Here is a 23,568-nt window from a genome sequence, read left to right on the forward strand (position 1 = left end):
GTGCTTAGTTGTGGCCGTCGAGGGCGAAGGTCTTGAAACCGGCGTGCTGGCTGAGCCGCTGATAGTAGGCGGCAATGGCTGGGTAGGGCGGACGCTGCATGGGCGTTGCCTGCCAGCGGTGTACCGAGAGGCCGATCAAGATATCGGCGAGGGTGAATTCCTCGCCGGCCACATAGGCACCGGTCTTGGTCAGTTGCTGTTCGAGAATGCCCATCTTGTCGTTCCATAGCTGCACCGCGGCGGCGATTTGCGCCGCGTCGAGGCCGTCGGGGTTGTTGCGTACCAATGCGGTGAAAGCGTCGCTCCAGGCGCGATTGAGTTCCACGGCTTGCCAGTCGATCCATTGCTCGACACGCGCCCGGGGGGCGGGCTCGACAGGCAGCAGGTCGTGGCGTTGGTACAGGCCGACGAGGTAGCGACAGATGGTGTTGGACTCCCACAGCACGCCGTGGTCGTCGATCAGCACAGGTATCTGCGCGTTGGGGTTCAGAGCGAGGAACTCGGTGGACTGGGTGGGCTTGAAGCCGATGCCCCAGTCTTCACGCACGTAGTCGATGCCCAGTTCCTGGCAGGTCCACAACACTTTGCGCACGTTGATGGAGGACGTGCGGCCCAAGATTTTCAGTGAATGTCCCATGGTGCTTCCCTGGCGATGGAAAGTGGTCAATCTAGCAGGGGTAAAGTGGGCACGGTTAAAAAATGTGGGAGGGGGCTTGCTCCCGATAGCGGTGGGTCAGTCAACTTACAGATAGCTGACCCACTGCAATCGGGAGCAAGCCCCCTCCCACATTTGGACCGAGTAAGGTCTCAGCAGCGTGGTGTGTGCTGGTCCATGGCCTTGCCGAGCAGCGAGTTAAATGAGGGTGGCAGCTGTACGCAGGTTAGTAGACCGGTGGACACTCAAAGCCGGCGCACCCGAAAGTGCCCTACGCACAGCCGCCATTAACACAGGCAGACTTCTGATCGTTCCCACGCAGAGCGTGGGAACGAGCGGGTCAGGTGCTCTCCCGCACCTGCAACTCAAACCCCATATCCACCACCGGCTTGGCGATCTTGTTGCCCGCCATGATCGTCAGCAAATGCTCCGCCGCACGTCGACCAATCGCCTCGCGTGGCGTGCTGATGCTGCTCAGGCGCGGCACCATGAATGCCGACGCGGGCAAGTCGTTGAAGCCCAGCACCGCGACACGCTCCGGCACCTTGATGCCGTGACGCATGGCTTCAAGCAGTGCGCCCTGGGCCAGGTCATCGTTGCCGAAGAAGATCGCATCCACATCCGGATGCGCTGCCAGCAATTGCAGGAACAGTTCGCCGCCCAGGCCCACGGAAGAGGGCCGTGGCGTCAATAGTTCCAGCGCTGGGTCGTACATGCCCGCCTGCTGCAAGGCGCGGCGGAAACCTTCACCGCGCAACAACGTGCGCTGATCCAACTGTGCGCCGATGTAGGCCAGGCGCTTGCGCCCCCGGGACAGTAAATGTGCCGCTGCCGTCTCGCCTGCTGCCAACTGTGAGAAACCCACGCAGTTCACCCCGGCATTGGGGTCCAGATCCATCATGTACACGCACGGCACATTGCTGGTCTCGACCATTCGTCGCGCGCTTTCGGTGCGGTCGAATCCGGTCAACAGCAACCCCCGTGGCTGGTAAGACATGTAGTTGCGCAACAGGTTTTCTTCTTCATCGCGCGAATAATGGGAGTTGCCGATCAGCACTTCAAAGCCCTTGGGCCGCAGTACCTGATGGATGGCTTCCAGTGTTTCGATAAACAACAAGTTGGACAGCGACGGCACCAGCACCACCACCGATTGGCTCTGGGCCGACGCCAGGGCGCGAGCGGCGGGGTTGACCACGTAGCTGAGTTCGGCGGCGGCCTGCTGGACTTTTTCCACCAGTTCGGTGGCCACGGTGCTGATACCGCGCAAGGCGCGGGAGGCGGTGATTGGGCTGACCCCGGCCAGGCGTGCAACTTCATTGAGGGTAGGGCGGCCCGTCGTGCGGGTATTTTTATCGTTCTTGGAGGTCATCAGGCGGCTTGCCAAACAAAAATCGAGGCACTAAGGTAGCGCTGTCTCCAAAGGGCTGCAAATTATTGAACCTAGGGTTGCCTGATCCGGTTCGAATGATTGGAGCAGATGCACGCGTCACTCCATAAAAATGACAAGTCGGCGCGGGAAAAGCCTGTTTTTGCACTAGCCTTATGCTGTGCAAAGGTAGCGCTATCTGCGTCCTGAGGTGTTTCATGAGTCAACCTGTTACCGCCCTGGTCATCATGGGTGTTTCCGGCTGTGGCAAGTCCAGCGTCAGCGAAGCCCTGTGCCGCCTGAACGGCGCCACTGCCATTGAAGGCGACAGCTTTCACCCCGCCGCCAACATCGAAAAGATGAGCGCCGGCCACCCCCTTAACGACGACGATCGCGCCGGCTGGCTCGACATCCTGTGCGATGAACTGCGCCGGTCGCTCACAGCGGGCGAGCATCCTGTGCTCACCTGTTCAGCCCTGAAAAAGAAATACCGCGACCACCTGCGCGAAGCCGCGCCGGGCCTGGGCTTTGTCTTCCTGGAGCTGACCCGCGAAGTGGCCGCCGACCGCGTGTCCCACCGCCCCGGCCATTTCATGCCGGCAAGCCTGATCGACAGCCAGTTCGCCACCCTCGAATCGCCCAAGGGCGAACCGCTGACCCTGGCCCTCAATGCCAGTGAAGACAGCGTCGAGGAGCTGGCCGAGCAGACCAACGCCTGGTGGCTTAAGCACGGCTTTGAACCAACTCATTAATTTTTTGCCGGAAAAGATAGCGCTATCCCCGGCAGGAAATTCAACACCCGCTTTAATAACAACAACAAACAGGAGAGACCCCCCATGTTTGGCATGTCCCACGAGTCTTACCTGCTGCTAGATGCAGTGGTCACTATCATCGGGTTGATCGTTCTGATCACCAAGTTCAAGGTGCACCCGTTCATTGCACTGATCATCGCGGCCGGTTTCCTCGGCCTGACCTCGGGCATGCCCGTGGACAAGATCATCAAGGCGTTCCAGGACGGTTTCGGCGGCGTGCTCGGCTTTGTCGGCATCATCCTCGCGCTGGGCACGATGCTTGGCAAGATGATGGCCGAATCCGGCGGTGCCGATCAGATCGCCCAGACCCTGATCCGCGCCTTCGGCAAAGAGAAGGTCCAGTGGGCCATGATGTTTGCCGCGTTCCTGGTGGGCATCCCGCTGTTCTTCGAGATCGGCTTTGTGCTGCTGATCCCGCTGGTGTTTATCGTGGCACGGCGTACCGGCGTGTCGCTGATCAAGATCGGCATCCCGCTGCTCGCCGGCCTGTCGGCGGTACACGGCCTGGTGCCACCGCACCCGGGCCCGCTGCTGGCGATCGGCGTGTTTGGCGCAGATATCGGCAAAACCATTCTGTACGGCCTGATCGTCGCACTGCCAACCGCCATCATCGCCGGCCCGATCTTCGGTACGTTTATCGCCAAGTACATTCCGGGCAACCCGTCCCAGGAACTGGTCGATCAATTGGCCCGCGAGACGGATAACAAGTCGCTGCCAAGCTTTGGCATCACCCTGGTCACCGTGCTCTTGCCGGTGTTCCTGATGCTGCTCAAAACCTTTGCCGACATCGCCTTTGCCGAAGGCAACGTGGTGCGCAACTGGATGGACATGATCGGTCACCCGATCACCGCCTTGCTGCTGGCGTTGCTGCTGTCGCTCTACACCTTTGGCCATCGCCAGGGCATCCATTCCAAGCAGATCCTCAAGCTGCTCGACGCCAGCCTGGCGCCGACCGCCGCGATCATCCTGATCATCGGTGCCGGTGGTGGCTTCAAGCAGATGCTGGTGACCAGCGGCGTGGGTGATGTGATCGGTCATATGGCAGTGAACGCACAGATCAACCCGATCCTGCTGGCGTGGCTGGTGGCGGCGGTGATTCGTATCGCCACCGGTTCAGCGACGGTCGCGACCATTACCGGTGCAGGCATTGTGGTGCCGGTGGTCGGCATGATTCCGGGCGTCAACCGCGAGTTGCTGGTGCTGGCGACGGGCGCGGGTTCGTTGATCTTGTCGCACGTCAACGATGCGGGGTTCTGGCTGGTCAAGCAGTACTTCAACATGACCGTGGCCGAGACGTTCAAGACCTGGACGGCGATGGAGACCATCCTGTCGATCGTGGCTCTGATCTTCATCATGTTGCTGTCGTTGGTGGTGTAAGCCACACCGCACAGTCTGGGGTGAAAACCCAATCAAATGTGGGAGGGGGCTTGCTCCCGATGGCGGTGGATCAGTCACCAGATGTATCGACTGAACCACTGCTATCGGGAGCAAGCCCCCTCCCACATTTTGACCGAGTTAGACGCTGGCTTTGGGTACTAGCCCATCGGCCCTGAACATCCCGCGAATCCCGCGCACCGCCTGGCGGATCCGGTCCTGGTTTTCGATCAGCGCAAAGCGTACGTGATCATCGCCATACTCGCCAAAACCAATCCCCGGCGACACACACACCTTCGCCTCCAGCAGCAACTTCTTGGCAAATTCCAGCGAGCCCATGGCGGCATACTGTTCGGGGATTTTTGCCCAGACGTACATCGACGCCTTGGGGTTCTCCACCATCCAGCCCAGCTCATGCAAGCCCTTGACCAGCACGTTGCGGCGTTGGCGGTACTGCTCGGCGATGTCTTTGACGCACTGCTGATCGCCTTCCAGCGCAGCAATCGCTGCGACTTGCAGCGGTGTGAACGTGCCGTAGTCGTGGTAGCTCTTGATCCGCGCCAGGGCGTTGACCAGTTCGGGGTTGCCCACCATGAACCCGATGCGCCAGCCGGCCATGTTGTAGCTCTTGGACAGGGTAAAAAACTCCACCGCGATGTCCTTGGCGCCGGGTACCTGCATGATCGAGGGGGCTTTCCAGCCGTCGTAGACGATATCGGCGTAGGCCAGGTCGTGCACCACCAGCACGTCGTATTGCTTGGCCAGGGCGATCACTCGCTCGAAGAAATCCAGCTCCACGCACTGCGCGGTGGGGTTGGACGGGAAACCGAGGATCATCATCTTCGGCTTGGGGATCGAGCCACGAATCGCCCGTTCCAGCTCGGCGAAAAAGTCCACGCCCGGCACCAGCGGCACCGAACGTACCTGGGCACCGGCAATCACCGCACCGTAGATATGAATCGGGTAGCTGGGGTTGGGCACCAGCACGGTGTCGCCCTGGTCCAGGGTGGCCAGCATCAGGTGCGCCAGACCCTCTTTGGAACCGATGGTGACGATGGCTTCCGACTCGGGGTCGATATCCACTTCATAACGGTCCTTGTACCAGCGCGAAATCGCCCGGCGCAGGCGCGGGATGCCTTTGGAGGTGGAGTAGCCGTGGGTGTCTTCACGCTGGGCGACGGTGACCATTTTTTCCACAATGTGCGGTGGCGTGGCGCCGTCGGGGTTACCCATGCTCAAGTCGATGATGTCTTCGCCGCGCCGACGCGCAGCCATCTTCAGCTCGGCAGTGATATTGAAAACGTAAGGGGGGAGTCGATCTATGCGCGCAAAGCGGCGCGGCGAACCTTGGTCGGCCATTGTTGCCTCGAGAGTACGTAAGCGCCCGGAACCGTCCGAGCGACGTCGGCCACTGCGGTGGCCTGCGAAGCAGACAATACGGGCGATGATGGCAAGTTGTCCAGATGCGTAGGAAAAATTTCTACATGGAGTGTGGCGCGGATATGCCCCTATACTCGATGCGGGTTTGTTCCCTCATAAGAAGGAGACTGTTCGTATGGATCAGCAGACAAAACAACCGTTGGAGCCACGCATGGAAGCCGGCAAAGCGCTGGTGATCGCCGGTGTGCAAGGGCGTTATTCGAAGGCCACCGTAGGCGATATCCCCAAGTTATGGGAGCTGTTTGACACGTGCATTAAAGACATCAAAACGCGCGTCGGCGGCGTGACGTACGGGGTTTGCTACAACCCCCACCACGGCGAATTCGATTACATGGCGGGGGTTGAAGTCCCGACCAAGGGCGACGTGCCCAGCAACTTCGAGTTCATCGAAATCCCCCCGCTCAACTATGCCGTGTTCCCCCATTACGGGCCGGTGCAGGCACTTGAGCAAACCTACGAACGCATCATGTTCGAATGGCTGCCGCATTCGGGCTACAAGGTGATGGGGGCGGATTTCGAGCGCTATAGCGCAGATTTCGATGGGAGGAAGGGCACGGGGACGGTGGAAATCTGGCTACCGGTTGGAGAGCGGGGCTGACTCCGCATTCGATGTCACGTAAACACGACAGGCGCGCGTGAAAGTCCTGTTTACGTGACATTACCGTTATGAACTGAATATCCAGCGCAACCGGCGCTCATACCCGACCCGTCCCTTGTAGGCCTCGCCGCTGTCCACCCATCCCGCCCCGAGATACAGCCCCATCGCCGCCAGGTTGTGCGTGTCCACAGACAACTCCAACCCTTTGATCTGCGGCCATGCCGCGAGCGCGATGGCCGGTAGTGCCTGTAAACACGCCTTGCCGAACCCAAGCCCCTGCTGACTGCGATCCACCTGCAACGCATGCAGCGTGGCGCTGTGTTCATCGGCCCAATGGGGCAGGCAGGGGGGGCGCTTGAGCAGCAGGAAGGCCACGGGAATGTCGTCTGCCAAAAACGCAAAGCCTTTGACCCCAGGGCTTGGGTTGGCCAGCAAGGTATTAAGGGCGCAGTAGATATCTCCGCTAAACGGCAATTGTTCAGGATGAACTTCGATGGCGCCCACTTGCTGTTGTTGCACAGCATTGAGCGCCTCGTAGGCAACAAGGCGGGTTTGCATCGGGCTATCCGAACGGCTGCAAAGAAGGGCTCAGTTTATCGGGTTTGACCTATGGGAAATTATTTTTCCGTGGTGTGTCGATTGGCACGAAGGCCATTCGACTAAGAGTGTCCTACGTGATTTTCCACCCCAAGGAGTCATCGCCATGAGCACTGCCATCAACCACCTGATCGAGCAATGGAAACAAGCCGTCGTCAGTCGCGATATCGACAAGATTGTCAGCTTTTACGCCGACGATATCGTCTCGTTCGATGCCGTAACCGCTTTGCAATTCAAAGGCAGGGCGGCCTACCGCGCGCACTGGGAAGAATGCATGAAGCATTGCCCCGGCCCCGGTATCTTCGAGTTTCATGAACTGCATATCGTCCAAGCGCCAGACAGCGCGTTCGCTCACTGGCTGGCCCACTGCGGCGGTGCCGGGCCCGATGGTGAGGTGAAAGCCTGCTGGATGCGCGTGACCGCTGGGTACCAGCGCATCAATGGCCAATGGAAAGTGGTGCATGAACACTGGTCGGCGCCCTTTGATATGCAAAGCGGCACGGCGCTGTTTGACCTGGAACCCTGAGCGCCGCGAACTATAGTCAGTCATCCGAACACGGAGAACGCTATGAAATACCTGTGCCTGATCTACAGCGACGAACAGGTGTTGCACACCTCGGCCGACAGCCCGCACGACTCGGAGTGTTTTGCTTACGCCGAAGCGATCCAGGCCAGCGGACGAATGCTGGCCGCCGAGCCGCTGCAACCTGTGAATACCGCCACCACCGTGCGCATGCGCGATGGCAAGGTGTCGATCACCGACGGGCCGTTTGCCGAAACCAAAGAGCAGCTCGCCGGGTTCTACCTGATCGACGCCAGGGACCTTAACGAAGCGATCCAGGTGGCGGGTGGCATTCCGGCGGCCCGGGTCGGCAGTGTGGAAGTGCGCCCGGTGCGCGAACTGAACCTGCCGCAATGACGCTCAGTGGTCAGGTCGAAGCCATTTACCGCAGCGAGTCACGGCGTGTGCTTGCCACGCTGATTCGCGTGCTGGGTGATTTCGACCTGGCCGAGGAGGCGCTGCACGAGGCGTTTTTTGTCGCCGTGCAGCGCTGGCCCGAGGACGGCATACCGGATAACCCACGGGCCTGGCTGGTATCGACCGGCCGCTTCAAAGCCATCGACCGCCTGCGCCGCCAGGCGCGGTTTACCCCGTTGCTGCAAGAGCAGGCCGACACGCTGCAGGCAGCTGACTGGAGCGATGACGACGTGGAAGATGACCGCCTGCGCCTGATCTTCACCTGCTGCCATCCGGCGCTGGCCCCTGATGCCCAGGCCGCGCTGACCCTGCGTGAGATCTGCGACCTCAGCACCGAGCAAATCGCCCACGCGTTCCTGGCCACACCTGCCACCATCGCCCAGCGCATCGTGCGCGCCAAGGGCAAGATCCGCGATGCGAAAATTCCTTACCAAGTGCCGTCCCGAGCCGAATTGCCCGAGCGATTGGATAGCGTGTTGCGCGTGATTTACCTGGTGTTCAACGAGGGCTACACGGCCTCCACTGGGGCGGACCTGACGTGCGAAGACTTGACCCTGGAGGCCATTCGCCTGTGCCGTTTGCTGATGCAATTGCTGCCGGAGCCGGAGGTCATGGGCTTGTTGGCGTTGATGCTGTTGCATGAGTCGCGAAGGCCCGCACGCACCTCGGCCAACGGCGAACTGGTGCTGCTGGATGCTCAGGACCGTGGGCTGTGGGATACATCGTTGATAGCTGAAGGCTGCAACTTGGTGGAGCAGGCGCTGAGCACCCGGTGCTTCGGGCCGTATTGCTTGCAGGCGGCGATTGCGGCGGTGCACGCCGAGGCTGCCTGCGCCGGGGAAACCGATTGGCGACAGATTATCGGGTTCTACGATGTACTGCTCAGAGCGGTACCCTCGCCGGTGATCGAATTGAACCGGGCAGTTGCGGTGGCGATGGAGCAGGGGCCATTGGTGGGGTTGGCGCTGGTGGAGGGCATTTTGCAACGCGGTGACTTGCACGATTACCACTTGGCGCATTCGGCCCGCGGGGAGTTTTGCCGGCAGTTGGGACGGCTTGAAGAGGCCCGTGCAGCGTACGAAAAAGCTCTGTCGCTGACCCAACAAGTCCCGGAAAAGCGCTTCATCATGCGCCGCCTCGCCGAACTCAATCCCCCCAGACAATGACTATCCAAATGTGGGAGGGGCTCAGTCGAGCATCTTGCCCAGCAACCAACTCCCAGCAGGCCCCGGTGGGTGTTGGCGTGACCACAACGCATCCACCGCCACCGAGCGCGGCCAACTGCGAACCTTGAGTTCGACCAACTGATTGCCGCCAAAACGTTCCACCAGCCAGCGTGGAATCGGTGCCCAGCCAAAACCCAGTTGCGCCATCTCCATCAACATCAGGTAACTCGGTGCCGACCACACACGCTGAGTGCTGCGGTTTTCATTGGGGTTGATGATGCTTGCCAAGCGCAGTTCCCGGTGTTGCTGCAAGACGTGCGCAAGCACCCTGTCCAGGCCAGCCAATGGGTGTTTAGGCGAAACGAACAGCGCGATTTCCGTGCGTTCTTCCACGCAGGAGAAGGTCAGATCCGGCGGGTAAATCTCTTGTTTCTCGATAAACGCAATCTGTGCCCGGCCGCTTTGTACCAGCGCGATCAGGTCTTCGCATTCGGCGATCAGGCATTCCAGCTCAAGGTCCGGATAGCGTTGCTCGAAGGCTGTGAGGGCGATTTCGAATCGATCCGATTGGTAAGTATCGGACATGGCGATACTCAACTTCGGCTCCAACCCCTGGGATAACTGACTGGCGGCCAACTCCAGGCGACTGCTGGCCTCCAGCACCTGTTCGGCCCGTTGCAGCAGTACCTGCCCCGCCGCAGTCAAGGTGGGTTTGCGGCTGCTGCGATCAAACAGCACAACGTTCAGGTCAATCTCAAGGCTGGCCACCGCCGCGCTGACAGTCGACTGGCTTTTGCCCAGCTTGCGCGCAGCGGCGGAAAACGAGCCTTGGGTAGCGGCCTGGACAAACGCCTGGAGCACTTCGTGGGAGGCCATACTATCGCCTTGCTCGATGGTTATTGGTTATGAAGTATCGAGACAAAGCCTGATCATGGCAACCATCGTCATTCACGGAGCCGGGTCATGAACCCTACCAAGTCGATTACTGAACGTGTTTTCCAAGCCCTGGGTTTTGAAGGCTTGGCCTTGTTGATCTGTACGCCGCTGTTGGTGTGGATCACCGGCAGGCCGGCACTGGAGATGGGCGCAGTGACCCTGGGCATCAGCCTGCTGGCCCTGAGCTGGAACGTGGTTTTCAACAGCCTGTTCGACCGCCTCAAAACACACCTGCAACTGGCCAACAGTGGCTGGACCCGGGTGCTGCACGCGCTGTTGTTCGAGGGCGGCCTGATCCTGCTGGCAGTGCCGTTGATTGCGACCTTGATGAAGATCAGCCTGTTGGAGGCGTTCATCCTCGACATTGGTGTGCTGCTGTTCTTCCTGCCGTACACCTATGTGTACCACTGGGGTTATGACGTGTTGCGCGAGAAAATCGTCGGTAAAACCCCAGTAGCCCTGTAGGTGGGCGCCTACAGGAACATCCCGCCCGACGCCTCGATCCGCTGGCCGGTGATCCAATGGCTGCCATCGGCCAGCAATGTCGAAATCGCCCCGCCAATGTCGTCCGGCAAACCGGCGCGGCCCAAGGCCGTGTTATTGGCGACCATGGCATTCACATCGCTGTTGTCGCGCACCGCGCCGCCGCCGAAGTCGGTGGCAATCGCGCCCGGTGCCAGGGTGTTCACGGTAATACCGCGTGGGCCCAGCTCTTTGGCCTGGTAGCGCGACAGCACTTCGACCGCTCCTTTCATCGACGCATAGGCTGCATACCCCGGCAGGCTGAACCGCGCCAGGCCGCTGGAAATGTTGATGATGCGTCCGCCATCGCTGATCAACGGCAGCAGTTTTTGCGTGAGAAAAAACGGCGCCTTGACGTGGATCGCCACCAACTGGTCGAACTGGGCTTCGGTGGTCTCGGCGAAGCTGGCGTGGGCAGCGATGCCTGCGTTATTGATCAGAAAATTGAAATGATCCTGAGCGAAAACATCCTTGAGCAACGCGCCGACTTGGCCAACGAACCCATCGAAGCTTGCGCTCTGGCTCACGTCCAGTTGCAGCATGGCGGCGCGGCCACCCAATGCCTCCACTTGGGCAACTACGGCTTGGGCCTCGCCTGCGGCGCTGTGGTAGGTGCCGATAATGTCTACGCCTTGCGCAGCCAGGTGCAGCGCAGCGCTTTTGCCCAGGCCACGGCTGGCGCCGGTGATGAGTGCGATTTTACGGGTCATGGTGCAGTCCTCAGTGATAGTTAGTGGAACTGAGTGTATTTGTCCGGTCATGACGTGATAAACAGGCTAATATCGGAATCACTGGCCGGATAAGGCGAACAATCTAATGAACAAGCTTGAGCTGCTGCGCACCTTCGTACGCGTCACTGAGTTATCGAGCTTTACCCAGGCCGGCCAAAGCCTGGGTTTGCCACGCTCTACGGTATCCGAGCATGTGCAGGCGTTGGAGGAGTTGCTCGGCGCACGGCTGTTGCAACGCACCACGCGCAAGGTGCAGGCGACCCAAGACGGGCGTGTGTTGTATGAGCGCAGCAAGGATCTGCTGGCGCATATGGAAGAACTGGAAGGGTTGTTTCGCCAGGATGAAACCCAACTGGCCGGGCGCATACGGGTGGATATGCCCAATGTCATGGCGCGGGGTTTGATCGTGCCGAACTTGCCCACGTTCATGACTCGCCACCCCCTGATCGACATCGAGATCAGCGGCTCGGACCGCCAGGTGGACCTGATCGCGGAAGGTTTCGATTGTGTCGTGCGCGTCGGTGCCCAGCCCGACCAAACAGTGGTGGCGCGACGGGTGTGCAGCATGCCGATGGTCAACTGCGTGAGCCCGGCGTATCTGCACCGTTACGGCATGCCTGCGACATTGGCTGACCTGGCGAATCACCAATTGGTACATTACGTGCGGCCCCTGGGCGCACGCTCGGCAGGGTTCGAATACCTGGTGGGCAACAAGGTGCAACATTTGCCGATGGCAGGAAGGGTGACCGTCAACAGCACCGATGCGTATCAGTCGGCGTGCCTGGCGGGTTTTGGCATTACCCAAGTGCCCCAACTCGGGATCCGCGATTTATTGGCCAGTGGCGAGTTGGTAGCGGTGCTGCCGGATTACCAGGCACCGCCTCTGGACGTGTATTTACTGTACGCCGGCCAGCGGCATTTACCGCTGCGGGTGCGGGTGTTCATGGACTGGTTGACCGCCACCCTGCAAGCCCATCTTTAACGGCGCGCCGACAACTGCTGCGGCGCCAGGAACGCATCGTGGAAGTAATCGCGGAAGGCTTGCATCGCCGGGGTAAACGCGCGCTCGCGGTGCCAGGCCAGGCCGACGCTCATGGGCGTGACCGGGTCGGTGACGGTCAGGGTTTCGATGCGCTTGCCTTCCAGCGACCAGGGCCGGTGCACCAGATCCGACAGAATCGCCACGCCGCTGCCATTGGCAACCATGCTGCGCACCGCTTCCACCGAGCTGGTGCGCAGCCGCACCCTGGGGGTTTGCCCGGCCTGTTCCCAATAGCGCATGGCACTGTGTTCGGCTTCATCGACGGTCAGCAGGATGTAGGGCTCTTGCGCCACGTCCGCCAGGCTGACGGCTCCGCGTTCACACAATGGGTGATGGCTGGGCAGCCACAGGCGGCGTTCGGAGTTGAACAGGATCTCAGAGACGATATCCGCGTGGGTGAGGTTGGCGGTAAGCACCACGGCCATGTCGAACTGGCCATCGAGCAGGCCCTGTTCGATGGCCTGACGTTCCTGCTCGAACACCTCGATAGTCACGTCCGGATGCCAATGCTCCATGCGCTGCAAATGGTGCGGCAGGAAATAACCCAGCACTGTGTAGCTCGCCGCCACCCGTAGCACGCCGCTGGCGCGGTAATCCGGCAGCGGGCTGTTCAGGGCGTCTTCCACGCTGCGCACAATCACATAGGCGCGGTTGAGAAAATGTCGACCGGCGTCGGTGAGGTTCATGCCCTGGGCCGAGCGCACGAACAACTGCACGCCGAGCATGGCTTCCAGCTCCTTGATCGCCGTGGTCACCGCCGACTGGGAAATATTCAGGTGAATCGCTGCCTGGGAAATCTGGCCGATTTCAGCGGTGGCAACGAAGTAGCGAACCTGGCGCAAGGTAAGGGACATGGTCAGTATCTGATTTTCAGAAGATAGGCCATCTGATAATAGATCTTCCCAAGGGGTCAAGCCCGAGCCTACTTTCCTGGCATCACTTATGGCGGAGCAATCTTGATGCGGGCAGTGGATTTCAATTCGGACATGGGCGAAAGCTTCGGCCCCTGGACTATCGGCGACGGCGTCGACGCAGAGCTGATGGCTCACATCAGCTCGGCCAATATCGCCACCGGCTTTCACGCCGGCGACCCCGGCACCATGCGCCGCACTGTCGAGCGCGCCAAGCAATTGGGGGTGGCTATCGGCGCTCATCCGGGTTTTCGCGACCTGGTGGGCTTCGGTCGTCGGCATATCCATGCACCGGCCCAAGAGCTGGTGGACGATATGCTCTACCAGCTTGGCGCGCTGCGTGAAATGGCCCGCGCCCAAGGCCTGACCTTGCAACATATCAAGCCCCACGGCGCGCTCTACATGCACCTGGCCCGCGATGAAGAGGCTGCGCGGCTATTGGTGCAAAACCTGCAAATCATCGAGCCGACGCTGTTGCTGTACTGCATGCCCAATTCGGTGATCTGGCGCATTGCCAAGGAACTGGGACAGCCGGTCGTGCGCGAGTTCTATGCCGACCGTGAGTACGATCTGAGCGGCTCCATCGTGTTCACCCGCAATGTGCGTGCACTGGACGCTGCCACCGTTGCAGCCCGTGTCCTGCGCGCTTGTCAGAGCGGGCTGGTACGTACCGTGGAAGGCGAAGACCTGGTGATTGAATTCGATTCCATCTGCCTGCACAGCGATACCCCTGGCGCCCTGGACTTGGTGCAAGCCACCCGCGAAGCGTTGGACCAGGCCGGTATTGAAGTCCGGCCCCCCCAATAAGAGCTGTACCTCACTTTTTTGCCTGCCTTTCTACAATGATTCCAAGAGGAACAGACATGGCTGAAACGTCCCCCATCCGCTACAGCTTCGGCGGTGATGAACACCTGTTTGCCGAGGTCAGCGACAGCATGTCCCTGGAGGCTTTTTTCAAGGGCATGGCGGTGACCCGCGCCGTGGAACGCCTGGCGCTGGAAGGCGTGCTGGATGTGTGCCTGGCCAATGCATCCTTCCAGATTCGCTTCGACCCCGACCGCATCGCGCCTCACGTGCTGCTCGACGCGGTGCAAAGCGCCGAAGCCCAGGCGGTGGCCGAGCGCACGCTGCACACGCGCATCATCGAGATCCCGGTGCTCTATAACGACCCCTGGACCCACGAAACCCTGATGCGTTTTCGTGACCGTCACCAGGACCCCGGCGGCACTGACCTTGAATACGCCGCCCGTATCAACGGCCTGGCCGACGTGGACGCGTTTATCGCCGCCCACAGTGGCGCACCCTGGTTTGTGTCGATGGTCGGCTTTGTCGCGGGGCTGCCGTTCATGTTCCAGATGGTCGAGCGCGAACGGCAATTGCAGGTGCCCAAGTACCTGCGGCCGCGCACCGACACGCCGAAACTGACCCTGGGCCATGGCGGCTGCTTTGGGTGTATCTATTCGGTTCGCGGTGCCGGCGGTTACCAGATGTTCGGCGTGACCCCGGCACCGATCTACGACCCGCAGCAGCAGTTGGCCTACCTCAAGGAGCACATGGTGTTCTTCCGTCCTGGCGACATCGTGCAGTTCAAGCCGATGGACCGGGAGGCTTACGACCTGGCCGTCGCCGAAGTGGAAGCCGGGCGTTTCGATTTGCGCATTCGCCCGGTCGAATTTTCCCTCGATGCCTTTCTCGCCGATCCCATTGGCTATCCGCAAACCCTGCAGGAGGCGCTGGCATGATCAAGGTGCTCAAACCCGGCCTCGCCACCTCCGTGCAGGACCTGGGGCGCGAAGGTTATTACCACCTGGGCATTCCGCCATCGGGGGCGCTGGACCAATACGCGCTGAGTGCAGCCAACCATCTGGTCGGCAATCCAGTGGGCGTGGCTGGCCTGGAATGCACGCTGATCGGGCCTGAGCTGGAGTTCCAGCACGACGCGCTGATAGCGTTGAGCGGCGCCTTGATGTCGCCGCGCCTGGACGGCGAAGTGGTGCATCAGGACACCGCCTTCGCCGTGCGCGCCGGGCAGGTGCTGCGCTTTGAGTTTCCCGTGGCCGGCGCGCGGACTTACCTCGCCGTTGCCGGGGGCATCGACGTGCCGTTGGTGCTTGGCAGCCGCTCCACCTACACCCTTGGTGCTCTCGGTGGGTTTCACGGGAGGCGCTTGCAGGAGGGCGATCTGTTGCCTATCGGCACGGCCAGCGGTGCGGGGCGTGCGGGCAACAGCTTGCCGATGGCGTTGCGTCGTTCGGTAGGCGGTGATGTCACGTTGCGCGTAGTGCCGGGGCTGTACTACGAGCGCTTGACCGACGCGGCAAAAAGCAGCTTTTTTGCCGAGCCGTGGACGGTGGGCTCCGAGGCCGATCGCATCGGCTATCGCTTCAAGGGCGGCAGCGCATTGAGCTTCCAGCCGCGGGAACAGCCGTTTGGCGCGGGCTCCGACCCCTCCAACATCGTCGACAGTTGCTACCCGATTGGTTCGATTCAGGTACCGGCGGGGTTGGAACCGATTGTGCTGCATCGCGATGCGGTGTCGGGCGGTGGCTACGCGATGATCGGCACGGTGATCAGCGCCGACCTGGACTTGATCGGGCAGATGCAGCCCAATCAGCGAGCGGGGTTCGTGGCGGTGACATTGGAGCAAGCGCTGGAGGCGCGGCGGGTCTACAAAAAGCGCCTGAAGGCCATGGCCGGACTCTTCACACCCTGAAGAAACATAAAACCAAATGTGGGAGGGGGCTTGCTCCCACATTTTGATTTTCTGTGTGTCAGAACAATTGGGTAAAAAGCCAGTAGAGGCTACCCGACAGTAAAATCGCCGCCGGCAAGGTCAACACCCACGCCATCAACAAATTGCGGATGGTCCTCATCTGCAACCCCCCGCCATTGGCGACCATGGTCCCGGCTACACCCGAGGACAATACATGGGTGGTCGACACCGGCAGCCCGAACATATCCGCCGCGCCGATGGTCAGCATCGCCACCGTTTCGGCCGAAGCGCCTTGAGCGTAAGTCAGGTGAGTCTTGCCGATTTTTTCGCCCACCGTCACCACGATGCGCTTCCAGCCGACCATGGTGCCCAGGCCAAGGGCAATGGCCACGGCGATCTTCACCCACAGCGGTATAAAGCGCGTGGCGTTGTCGATCTGTTGCTTGAACAGTTGCAGCTTGCCCTGGGTGTCGGCGTCGAAGTTGCCGACCTTGCCTTTGTCCATCAGGCGGATGGTTTCGCTGGTCAGGTACATGTCGTTACGCACGTTGCCGACGGCTTCGGCCGGTACGGCGGCGAGGGAACCATAGCTTTTCACTTCTTCGCCGATATGGCCGGTGATGGCGGCGAGTGCGGGCACCAGTTCCGGCGTGGCCTCTTTGGTGCGAACGTAGGTCGACAAGGTGGCACGTGAATCGCCCGGTGCCGGCTGCGGCGCTGCTTTGACCAAGGCAGCCTGGGTCACTTCAGCGACGGCGGCAAATTGCAGCGACTGATCGGCAGGCATGGTGCGGTTCAGCGCGTAGGCCATCGGCAAGGTGCCCACCAGGATCAGCATGATCAGGCCCATGCCCTTTTGCCCATCGTTGGAACCGTGGGCGAACGACACGCCGGTGCAAGTAACAATCAGCATCCCGCGAATCCACCAGGGCGGCGGCGTGTCGCCTTTGGGTGCCTTGTACAGCGCGCGGTTTTTGACAAAGACGCGCAGGGCCAGCAACAGCAAGGCGGCAAACGCAAAGCCAATCAGCGGCGACAGCAACAAGGCATAACCAATCTTGATCGCCTGGCTCCAATCCACACCGCTGGTGCCGTCACGTCCGTGCATCAGGGCATTGGCTACGCCTACGCCAATGATCGAGCCGATCAGGGTATGAGACGACGAGGCTGGCAAGCCCAGCCACCAGGTGCCCAGGTTCCACAGGATCGCGGCGATCAGCAAGGCGAAGATCATGGAGAACCCGGCCGATGAACCGACCTGCAAAATCAGCTCCACCGGCAGCAGGGCAATGATGCCGAACGCCACCGCGCCACTGGAAAGCAACACGCCGAGGAAATTGAAAAAGCCCGACCACACCACCGCAAAATGCGGTGGCAGCGAGTTGGTGTAGATCACCGTCGCCACTGCGTTGGCGGTGTCATGGAAGCCGTTGACAAACTCAAACCCCAGAGCGATCAACAACGCCACGCCGAGCAATAGGAATGGCGTCCAGGTGGTGAGCTGGGCGCCCATTTCGTGCATGTCGTGCATCAGGCTGTAGGCGGTGAACAACAGGCCCATCGCAAGTACGGCGAAGAACATGATCACCGTCAACAAGCCTGGTTTTGTGTCCAGCCGGGGTTGGGAGGAGGGTGAAGCGTGGGGGGAGGCAGTCAGGGAAGGGGTGACCATGCCGGAGCATCCAGTGTGAGGAGGATGGCCTTAATGATCATTGCAGAATGTTACAAGGGTGCTGCGACAGATCAGTGTTTGGCGCAATCTCGTGTGCCGCCGGTCTACAAATCAGTGCGGTTTAAATGTGGGAGGGGGCTTGCTCCCGATAGCGGTGCATCAGTCAGAGAGTTTTTGGCTGACCCACCGCTATCGGGAGCAAGCCCCCTCCCACAGTTTGATTGCATTTCAATGTTAGTAGTCCTTGCGCTTTCGGAACGCCCACCGCCCAGCAATCAAGGTAAAAGTCGCGACCAGCGCCACCAATATCCAGAAACCTTCCGGGTCTTGGGACAGCGGCACCCCACCCACATTCATGCCAAAAAAGCCGGCGATGATATTGATCGGCAGCGCCAGCACCGTTACCACCGTCAGGGTGAACAACGTGCGGTTACTTTGTTCATTGAGGTTGGCGGCGATTTCCTCCTGCAACAGCTTGATGCGTTCGCCCAGGGCCGTCAGGTCGTTGATGATCAGCGCAAACTCCTCGGTGGATTTGCGCAACTCCTTCACGTCTTCCTTTTGTAGCCATTGCGGCGGACGGTTGAGCAGGCGCAGCAGCGAGCCCGGTTCCAGCGCCAGCAGGCGTTGCAGGCGCACCAATACACGGCGTGCAGCGCCCAGTTCGGCGCGATTGGTGGATAGGCGCGAAGACAGCAACTGATCTTCGATATGGTCGACGCTGATACTGGTCTTGCGCACGATCTGGGTCAGCACTTCGCCCTGGTCGCGCAGCAAATGCACCAGCAGTTCCAGGGGCGAGCGAAAGTGTTCACCGGCTTTTACCGACGAGCGCAATTTATCCACCGAATGCAGTGGTTGCAGGCGCGCACTGATCAGCAAGCGGCTGCGCGCGCATACCCACAGTGTGGAAATATCCGACGACACCATGCTGCTGAAGTTGAACACCACATCGTTGACCACCGCCAACAAGGCCGAGTCCACATGTTCGATGCGTGTGGAGCGCGAGCCTTCATGCAGCGCTTCAAAAAATTCCTCCGGCAGCGACAAATGCGCCTGCATCCAGCGCTCGCACGCGGCGTGGGCGAGGTTCAAGTGCAGCCACAGAAACTCTTCCGGATCTTGTGGCTGCTGCAAGGCGGCGAGGGCGGTGGCTGAGTCAATCTGCTGGCCTTTTTCGCCGGGGCGAAAGCGGAAACCGTAAAGCAGGCCAAACAGGTCGGGGTCCTGATGGGCGTGGTCGATGCTGTGATTCATGGCGGCTCGCAGAGAAAGGGCCTGTAGGACGTTTCACAGGTTCCTAGGCGAATCATTGCAAGGCGGTATGACGGTTATGTGACGGTTTGAGGCGCGCATAAAAAAACCGCGCCACTCGAAGGTGGCGCGTTTTTTGGGGATGCAACTCAGGTGTCTTGCTTGTTTTCCAGTACAGCACCGGTCTTGGCGTCGAGCTTCACTTCAAAGCGCTTGCCGGTGGTATCGGTCAGGTCCACTTCGTAGACATACTGGTCGGCGACGCCGTGTTTGGTGTCCAGTTCGGTGTCAGTGATCGAAGCACCAGGGTGAGTTGCCACGGCTGCTGCGTTGAGCTTGTCGAAAGACATCACAGCGCCGGACTTGAGCAGGCCTTCAATGTGATCCGGACGAACATCCGCCTGGGCCAGACCGGCAGTCAGGGTCAGGGCGGTGGCAGCGAACAGGGCAGTCAAAGTTTTCATGGTGTGTCCTCTTGGGTGAACTGTTTAAGTGGCGCCAGATTAACCGGCGCAACTTAACTCATCCTTAATGGCTCACTGACACCAATGCCCTTAGTACTTATGGTCGTTGAGCAGGTCCTGAACACTGGACGACGGCCAGCGTTTGTAGAACTTCAGCAGCTCGGCGGCACGGTTGGTGAAGATGCCATCGACGCCGGCCTTCATGACTTTCTCGAAATCCACCGGCTCATCCACGGTGTACACATGCACCAACAGGCCCTTGTCGTGGGTCAGCTTGTTCATTTCAGGCTTCACCAGGTCGGTGTAGCTCTGGTCGCCGTGGTCGGTCAGTTCAGCCGACGGGCCGGTGCCGATGGCGCCAAGGCTTTTGGCCTGGTCGACCCATTTTTCGAATTCGGCGGCGTCTTTCGGTTCTTGCTTGGCGTAGTAGGCAGCCTTGGTTGTTTCACCGGACTCGGCGAAGGTGACTTTGGATTTGGGCTCGATACTGCCTTCACCCACCCACAACAGCAGGATCTTCGGTGTGTTGGGCATTTCTTTCTGCAACTCTTGCAGGCTTGCAACTTCAAAGGTTTGCAGCACCACGCGGCCACGGCCTTGGCCGACGCCGGTGTTGCTCTTGCCCAGCTTGGAGCCGGCGGAACTCAGCCAGCCCTTGTCCAGCAGCTTGTTTTTCAGGTCGGCTTCGATCCCCGGGAACTGCTTGGGCTCCTTGGTCTCGATGTACAGGCCGGGTTTGTGCGAGGGGTTGCCTTCGGCGATCTTGATGATGTCGTCCAGGCTCAGGATCTTCAGGCCAACGAAGCCTGGGCGCGCGCGGTCCGGGTAGGCGGCGTTGAACCAGCTGCCGGCGTCGAGGGTTTGCAGTTCTTTCCAGGTGAACTCGTTGGCAGGCGCGTCTTTGCGCTCGGGGAACTTGGTGGCCACGTCGGTGGTGCGCTGCAGGTTGTTGTCGTGCAGGGCGAACAGCACGCCGTCCTTGCTGCGTTGCAGGTCCAGTTCCAGGTAGTCGGCCCCCAGGTCGCGTGCAACCTTATAGGCGGCGGCGGTGGATTCAGGTGCGTCGTAGGAAGCACCACGGTGAGCGATCACGGCAGGGTAGGGTATGCCTTCGTTTGTTGCCAATTCAGCCGGGCTGACCGGGTCGGCAGCCTGTGCCTGGCCAAGGCCGAGCATCAACGCCAGCAGCAAGGCGCTCTTGGTAAACGTGACAGGCATATGCGAAGTCCTTTCGTGGAGGTAACTTTGAGAAGGTGTCCTTTTTAACAATTGATTGCGAAAGGCGCTATCACCAAACCGACATTAACGTGCGCGCGAGCCAATTTTGTCGGTTTTTTTGTGCTGCATTGCAGTATTCTTGGCCATAGCTGCCCCGTCAGAGGGCAGTATTTTTTGCCACGCGTGTAAACCATCTTTCCAGTCCCTATGGGACTTTTCAGTGAGGTTTACCATGCGCATCACTTCAGAACTTATCTGCCAGGCCGCCGACCAACTCCAGGGTTTTGTCGGCCTCAATCGCAAGACCGGCCAGTACATCGTGCGTTTCAGCGAAGATGCCTTCGGCATGGACGTGGCCGATGACGGCATCATTCCCACCGCCGAATTCGTCTGGCTACCGGCCGCCGACCACACCATGACCCTGTGCCGCGAACGCATACAGTTGCTGCTGGACCAGAACATCGATGACCGCATCAACATCACCGAACCGTTGCGGGTGTATATGCGCCGGGTGGAGATCCCGCAGATCAGTGCGTTGCGCAGTTTGGTGAGCTAGCCCGCAGCTTTTTCTGGTCGGTGAGGGTCAAATGAGGGGTAGTGTTTCAACGAGGGTAGGTGTACGCCCGCTCTACCTTGCATACCCGCGTGTGAAACGCTGTGTACCAAGTGGCCCGCCCTCGCTCACGCGCCTGCCGATGCTCGGCCTGCTGTTTCCAGGCCAGGATCGCCGCTTCGCTGGTCCAGTAGGACACTGTGATCCCCAACCCATCTTCTCGCGCCGACTCCACCCCGAGAAACCCAGGTTGTTCCGCCGCCAGTGCCAGCATCCGCGAGGCGGCCTCGCCATAACCCTGGTCGCCATCGGTACGCAGTGAGCTGAAAATCACCGCGTAATAAGGCGGGGCCGGTGTCTTGGCGATCATACCAATGCCCCTCGACACGCTTTGAGCAGGGCCAGTGCCAAGGGCGGGGTGATGCCGTTCAGCGCAGCGCGTTCAGGCTGGAACAGGGTGGCGACGAAGAACGGATGGTCGAGCAACTCCACGGCGCGCAGATCGCCCGCTGAATCGTGGCCGGTGGGAATCAGGTTGCCTTCAAGCAGTGCGCCAGCAAACGTGGGGTTGATGCCGTAGCGGCATCGATAGCCTTCGTGGATATCCACGCTGGCGTAGGCTTGGGCAATACGGGTGTAAGGGGCCAGGCGCACGGTGTCGTTCACTTCTACCAGGGAGCAGCTCAGGGGCGTGATGACGGCGCGTTCAGCGTCTGGAGCCAACTCGCCATGCTCTGCATCGGCCCAACCCAGTACGTTGCGGGCATATTCCAATACAGCATGTTGAAAACCACCGCATGTGCCGAGGAAAGGGCGTCTTTGCTCGCGAGCAAAACGGATTGCCCGCAGTGCGCCCTCGGTGTCGCGATAGGGGCTGGCGGGGACGCACCAGAATCCGTCAAAACCGTGCAGGGCAGAGGTGCAGGTGAGTGTGTCGGTGTCGAGCCATTGCACCTGGACGCTCAGACCCAGGGCGGCGGCGGCCTGCTGTAGCGCCAGCGGGATAGCCTGGTGGGCGATCACATCAGGGTTGTAGTCGCCGACCAGGGCGAGGTGCAGGGCGGGGGCTGTCATCATGTATGTCCCATGGCTTGTAGTGTGCTGATACCCACTATAAATTGGCGTTCGCACAATCAATATTGGCATTTACGCACATGCTCAATGCAGCCACGCACTATCAACTTGACTACCCCGACCTGTCATTGATCCTTGCCCTGGTGCGTGGCGGCACCTTGGCACGGGCGGCAGCGTTGCTGCGGGTGGACGTGTCTACGGTGTTCCGTGCGGTGCGGCGGTTGGAGTCGGCCCTGGGCCAGACCTTATTTGAAAAAAGCCGCGTCGGATACTTGCCCACCAGCCTGGCGAGCAACCTGGCGCAACAGGCCGAACGCGCAGAACTCGCATTGGAGGCTGCGCGCATTGGTGTGGAGCAGGGTGGAGAAGTGATCAGCGGCACCGTGCGCCTGACCTGCACCGACTCGGTGTTGCAAGGGTTGCTGCTGCCGGCCCTGGCGCAGTTCATGCCGGCCTATCCAGCACTGGTGCTGGAACTGAGCACGTCCAATGACTTCGCCAACCTCAGCCGTCGTGATGCGGATATTGCCCTGCGCCTGACCAGCAAACCGCCGGAGCATCTGGTCGGACGTTGCCTGGGAACTGTTGCGTACCAAGTGTACGCCAGTGCCGACTATGCTCATCGGCATGCAGGCCAGGCGCTGGCCGACCTGGCCTGGATCGCTCCGGACGACTTTTTGCCCGACCACCCCACGGTAGCCTGGCGCCGTGAACATTTGCCAGGTGTGCGTCCCAGTTATCGCTGCAACAGCATGCAGTCGGTGACTGAACTGGTGCGTGCCGGGTTGGGTGTGGCGGCGTTGCCGGATTTTCTAATGGGCGAAGGCTTGCAAGCACTGAGCCCTGCATTGGTAGGGCACGACACCGCGCTGTGGCTGTTGACACGGCCTGATTGCCGGGCATTGCGCTCGGTGGTCACGCTGTTTGATGAACTGGGGCGGCATGTGCGCGGGCGGCGAAGTTAGGCTTTACGCACAAACTGCGCATGCATTTCGCACGTCAGGGTCTCGATGCGCTCGGTCAGTTGCTTGGTCATTTCCGTCAGCCGGGTATTCTGCTCCAGCAGTTCCATCAATTGCTTGGTGGTCTGGGCCGCCTGGGCCTGGCGTTCGGTGTTGGCGGTGGCGAGGGCTTCGCGGTGCTGTGCGTCGGCGTCGGACTGAGCTTTATCCCGCGCAGCCTGGCGCGTCTGGGCCAGCAGGATCAGCGGCGCGGCATAAGCCGATTGCAGGCTGAAGGCCAGGTTGAGCAGGATGAACGGGTAGACGTCGAAGTGGGTGACGCCGGTCACATTCAACACCACCCACAAAACGACGATCGCGGTTTGTGCGCCCAGGAAGGTCGGGGTACCAAAAAAGCGTGCGAAGGCCTCGGCTTTGAGGGCAAAGGTGTCGTTGCCAAAGGTCGGCGCCAGGTGCGCGTGACCGCGGTGGAAACGCAAGTGGTCAGTGGGGGCGGATTCGGGTTTGTCTGGGGTCATGGCGGGCTCGA

The 23,568-nt window shown here is 60.5% G+C and carries 27 protein-coding genes; 13 read left to right on the forward strand and 14 right to left on the reverse strand.

Features of this window, described 5'->3' with window-relative positions; all coding sequences use genetic code 11:
- Positions 1-4 precede the first annotated feature (4 nt).
- Positions 5-637: a glutathione S-transferase family protein gene (locus JH25_RS06390; RefSeq protein ID WP_032879782.1), complete on the reverse strand. Its 633-nt coding sequence runs from the start codon at positions 635-637 to the stop codon at positions 5-7.
- Between the two features lie 358 nt (positions 638-995).
- A complete protein-coding gene (locus JH25_RS06385; RefSeq protein WP_164699564.1) occupies positions 996-2,027 on the reverse strand; it encodes a LacI family DNA-binding transcriptional regulator in 1,032 nt (343 codons plus the stop codon).
- A 212-nt stretch (positions 2,028-2,239) separates the two neighbouring features.
- On the opposite strand from JH25_RS06385, the gene JH25_RS06380 reads away from it, so the two are divergent.
- Together JH25_RS06380 and JH25_RS06375 are read left to right on the forward strand one after the other, a co-directional pair.
- Positions 2,240-2,773 (forward strand): gluconokinase, encoded by a 534-nt coding sequence (locus JH25_RS06380; protein WP_032879784.1) that lies wholly within the window; start codon positions 2,240-2,242, stop codon positions 2,771-2,773.
- Positions 2,774-2,857: 84 nt separating this feature from the next.
- Complete coding sequence (locus JH25_RS06375; RefSeq protein WP_005790708.1) at positions 2,858-4,210, forward strand: GntP family permease; 1,353 nt, start codon at positions 2,858-2,860, stop codon at positions 4,208-4,210.
- Positions 4,211-4,348: 138 nt separating this feature from the next.
- On the opposite strand, the gene alaC is transcribed toward JH25_RS06375, so the two are convergent.
- Positions 4,349-5,566, reverse strand: a complete 1,218-nt coding sequence (gene alaC / locus JH25_RS06370) for an alanine transaminase (protein ID WP_032879786.1) — start codon at positions 5,564-5,566, stop codon at positions 4,349-4,351.
- Between the two features lie 196 nt (positions 5,567-5,762).
- On the opposite strand from alaC, the gene JH25_RS06365 reads away from it, so the two are divergent.
- Positions 5,763-6,245, forward strand: coding sequence for a GyrI-like domain-containing protein (locus JH25_RS06365; protein WP_032879788.1), 483 nt, complete (start codon positions 5,763-5,765; stop codon positions 6,243-6,245).
- Positions 6,246-6,311: 66 nt separating this feature from the next.
- Here the strand turns inward: JH25_RS06365 and JH25_RS06360 are convergent, their stop codons facing one another.
- A complete protein-coding gene (locus JH25_RS06360; RefSeq protein ID WP_032879790.1) occupies positions 6,312-6,803 on the reverse strand; it encodes a GNAT family N-acetyltransferase in 492 nt (163 codons plus the stop codon).
- 145 nt (positions 6,804-6,948) lie between these two features.
- Here JH25_RS06360 and JH25_RS06355 point away from each other — a divergent pair, with 145 nt between their 5' ends.
- From JH25_RS06355 to JH25_RS06345, 3 genes are read left to right on the forward strand one after another with little or no spacing between them, the layout of a single operon-like run.
- Positions 6,949-7,368: a YybH family protein gene (locus JH25_RS06355; RefSeq protein ID WP_032879792.1), complete on the forward strand. Its 420-nt coding sequence runs from the start codon at positions 6,949-6,951 to the stop codon at positions 7,366-7,368.
- A 42-nt stretch (positions 7,369-7,410) separates the two neighbouring features.
- A complete protein-coding gene (locus tag JH25_RS06350) occupies positions 7,411-7,761 on the forward strand; it encodes a YciI family protein (RefSeq protein WP_032879793.1) in 351 nt (116 codons plus the stop codon).
- On the forward strand, positions 7,758-8,987 hold the full coding sequence (locus tag JH25_RS06345) for an RNA polymerase sigma factor (RefSeq protein ID WP_032879794.1): 1,230 nt from the start codon (positions 7,758-7,760) through the stop codon (positions 8,985-8,987). The genes JH25_RS06350 and JH25_RS06345 overlap by 4 nt, the downstream gene beginning before the upstream one ends.
- 21 nt (positions 8,988-9,008) lie before the next feature.
- Here the strand turns inward: JH25_RS06345 and JH25_RS06340 are convergent, their stop codons facing one another.
- The gene (locus JH25_RS06340) at positions 9,009-9,863 is read right to left on the reverse strand and encodes a LysR family transcriptional regulator (RefSeq protein WP_032879795.1); all 855 of its coding nucleotides are present in this window, start codon (positions 9,861-9,863) and stop codon (positions 9,009-9,011) included.
- A gap of 87 nt (positions 9,864-9,950) precedes the next feature.
- Between JH25_RS06340 and JH25_RS06335 the strand changes: the two genes are divergently transcribed.
- Positions 9,951-10,388 (forward strand): multidrug/biocide efflux PACE transporter, encoded by a 438-nt coding sequence (locus tag JH25_RS06335; RefSeq protein ID WP_005790692.1) that lies wholly within the window; start codon positions 9,951-9,953, stop codon positions 10,386-10,388.
- 8 nt (positions 10,389-10,396) lie between these two features.
- Here JH25_RS06335 and JH25_RS06330 read toward each other — a convergent pair whose 3' ends face one another.
- Positions 10,397-11,155, reverse strand: a complete 759-nt coding sequence (locus tag JH25_RS06330; RefSeq protein WP_005790690.1) for an SDR family NAD(P)-dependent oxidoreductase — start codon at positions 11,153-11,155, stop codon at positions 10,397-10,399.
- A 106-nt stretch (positions 11,156-11,261) separates the two neighbouring features.
- Between JH25_RS06330 and JH25_RS06325 the strand changes: the two genes are divergently transcribed.
- The gene (locus JH25_RS06325) at positions 11,262-12,158 is read left to right on the forward strand and encodes a LysR family transcriptional regulator (protein ID WP_032879796.1); all 897 of its coding nucleotides are present in this window, start codon (positions 11,262-11,264) and stop codon (positions 12,156-12,158) included.
- On the opposite strand, the gene JH25_RS06320 is transcribed toward JH25_RS06325, so the two are convergent.
- Positions 12,155-13,072: a LysR family transcriptional regulator gene (locus JH25_RS06320; protein ID WP_005790687.1), complete on the reverse strand. Its 918-nt coding sequence runs from the start codon at positions 13,070-13,072 to the stop codon at positions 12,155-12,157. The two genes, JH25_RS06325 and JH25_RS06320, sit on opposite strands and share 4 nt — an antisense overlap.
- 105 nt (positions 13,073-13,177) lie before the next feature.
- On the opposite strand from JH25_RS06320, the gene JH25_RS06315 reads away from it, so the two are divergent.
- Genes JH25_RS06315 through JH25_RS06305 form a run of 3 tightly spaced genes read left to right on the forward strand, consistent with a single transcriptional unit; the run spans position 13,178 to position 15,842 of the window.
- Positions 13,178-13,936 carry a 5-oxoprolinase subunit PxpA gene (locus JH25_RS06315; RefSeq protein WP_032879797.1) on the forward strand — a complete coding sequence of 253 codons (759 nt, stop codon included), beginning with the start codon at positions 13,178-13,180 and terminating at the stop codon, positions 13,934-13,936.
- 56 nt (positions 13,937-13,992) lie between these two features.
- Positions 13,993-14,871, forward strand: coding sequence for a 5-oxoprolinase subunit B family protein (locus JH25_RS06310; protein WP_032879798.1), 879 nt, complete (start codon positions 13,993-13,995; stop codon positions 14,869-14,871).
- Positions 14,868-15,842 carry a biotin-dependent carboxyltransferase family protein gene (locus JH25_RS06305; protein ID WP_032879799.1) on the forward strand — a complete coding sequence of 325 codons (975 nt, stop codon included), beginning with the start codon at positions 14,868-14,870 and terminating at the stop codon, positions 15,840-15,842. Before JH25_RS06310 ends, JH25_RS06305 begins: the two co-directional genes overlap by 4 nt.
- 58 nt (positions 15,843-15,900) lie before the next feature.
- On the opposite strand, the gene JH25_RS06300 is transcribed toward JH25_RS06305, so the two are convergent.
- From JH25_RS06300 to JH25_RS06285, 4 genes are all read right to left on the reverse strand, one after another.
- Positions 15,901-17,514 carry an inorganic phosphate transporter gene (locus JH25_RS06300; RefSeq protein ID WP_032879800.1) on the reverse strand — a complete coding sequence of 538 codons (1,614 nt, stop codon included), beginning with the start codon at positions 17,512-17,514 and terminating at the stop codon, positions 15,901-15,903.
- Positions 17,515-17,748: 234 nt separating this feature from the next.
- The gene (locus JH25_RS06295; protein ID WP_032879801.1) at positions 17,749-18,771 is read right to left on the reverse strand and encodes a transporter; all 1,023 of its coding nucleotides are present in this window, start codon (positions 18,769-18,771) and stop codon (positions 17,749-17,751) included.
- Between the two features lie 146 nt (positions 18,772-18,917).
- Positions 18,918-19,232 (reverse strand): PepSY domain-containing protein, encoded by a 315-nt coding sequence (locus JH25_RS06290; protein WP_032879802.1) that lies wholly within the window; start codon positions 19,230-19,232, stop codon positions 18,918-18,920.
- Positions 19,233-19,322: 90 nt separating this feature from the next.
- Positions 19,323-20,450 carry a glycerophosphodiester phosphodiesterase gene (locus JH25_RS06285; protein ID WP_032879803.1) on the reverse strand — a complete coding sequence of 376 codons (1,128 nt, stop codon included), beginning with the start codon at positions 20,448-20,450 and terminating at the stop codon, positions 19,323-19,325.
- 232 nt (positions 20,451-20,682) lie between these two features.
- Between JH25_RS06285 and JH25_RS06280 the strand changes: the two genes are divergently transcribed.
- A complete protein-coding gene (locus JH25_RS06280) occupies positions 20,683-21,006 on the forward strand; it encodes a DUF2025 family protein (RefSeq protein ID WP_005790675.1) in 324 nt (107 codons plus the stop codon).
- A 46-nt stretch (positions 21,007-21,052) separates the two neighbouring features.
- Here the strand turns inward: JH25_RS06280 and JH25_RS06275 are convergent, their stop codons facing one another.
- Positions 21,053-21,373, reverse strand: coding sequence for an antibiotic biosynthesis monooxygenase family protein (locus tag JH25_RS06275; protein ID WP_032879804.1), 321 nt, complete (start codon positions 21,371-21,373; stop codon positions 21,053-21,055).
- Positions 21,370-22,077: a CTP synthase C-terminal region-related (seleno)protein gene (locus JH25_RS06270; protein WP_032881250.1), complete on the reverse strand. Its 708-nt coding sequence runs from the start codon at positions 22,075-22,077 to the stop codon at positions 21,370-21,372. Before JH25_RS06270 ends, JH25_RS06275 begins: the two co-directional genes overlap by 4 nt.
- An 80-nt stretch (positions 22,078-22,157) precedes the next feature.
- On the opposite strand from JH25_RS06270, the gene JH25_RS06265 reads away from it, so the two are divergent.
- Complete coding sequence (locus tag JH25_RS06265) at positions 22,158-23,042, forward strand: LysR family transcriptional regulator (RefSeq protein ID WP_032879805.1); 885 nt, start codon at positions 22,158-22,160, stop codon at positions 23,040-23,042.
- Here JH25_RS06265 and JH25_RS06260 read toward each other — a convergent pair.
- Positions 23,039-23,557: a DUF1003 domain-containing protein gene (locus JH25_RS06260; protein ID WP_032879806.1), complete on the reverse strand. Its 519-nt coding sequence runs from the start codon at positions 23,555-23,557 to the stop codon at positions 23,039-23,041. The two genes, JH25_RS06265 and JH25_RS06260, sit on opposite strands and share 4 nt — an antisense overlap.
- Positions 23,558-23,568: the final 11 nt, after the last annotated feature.

This window comes from Pseudomonas sp. BRG-100, assembly GCF_000737955.1.
Taxonomy (GTDB): domain Bacteria; phylum Pseudomonadota; class Gammaproteobacteria; order Pseudomonadales; family Pseudomonadaceae; genus Aquipseudomonas; species Aquipseudomonas synxantha_A.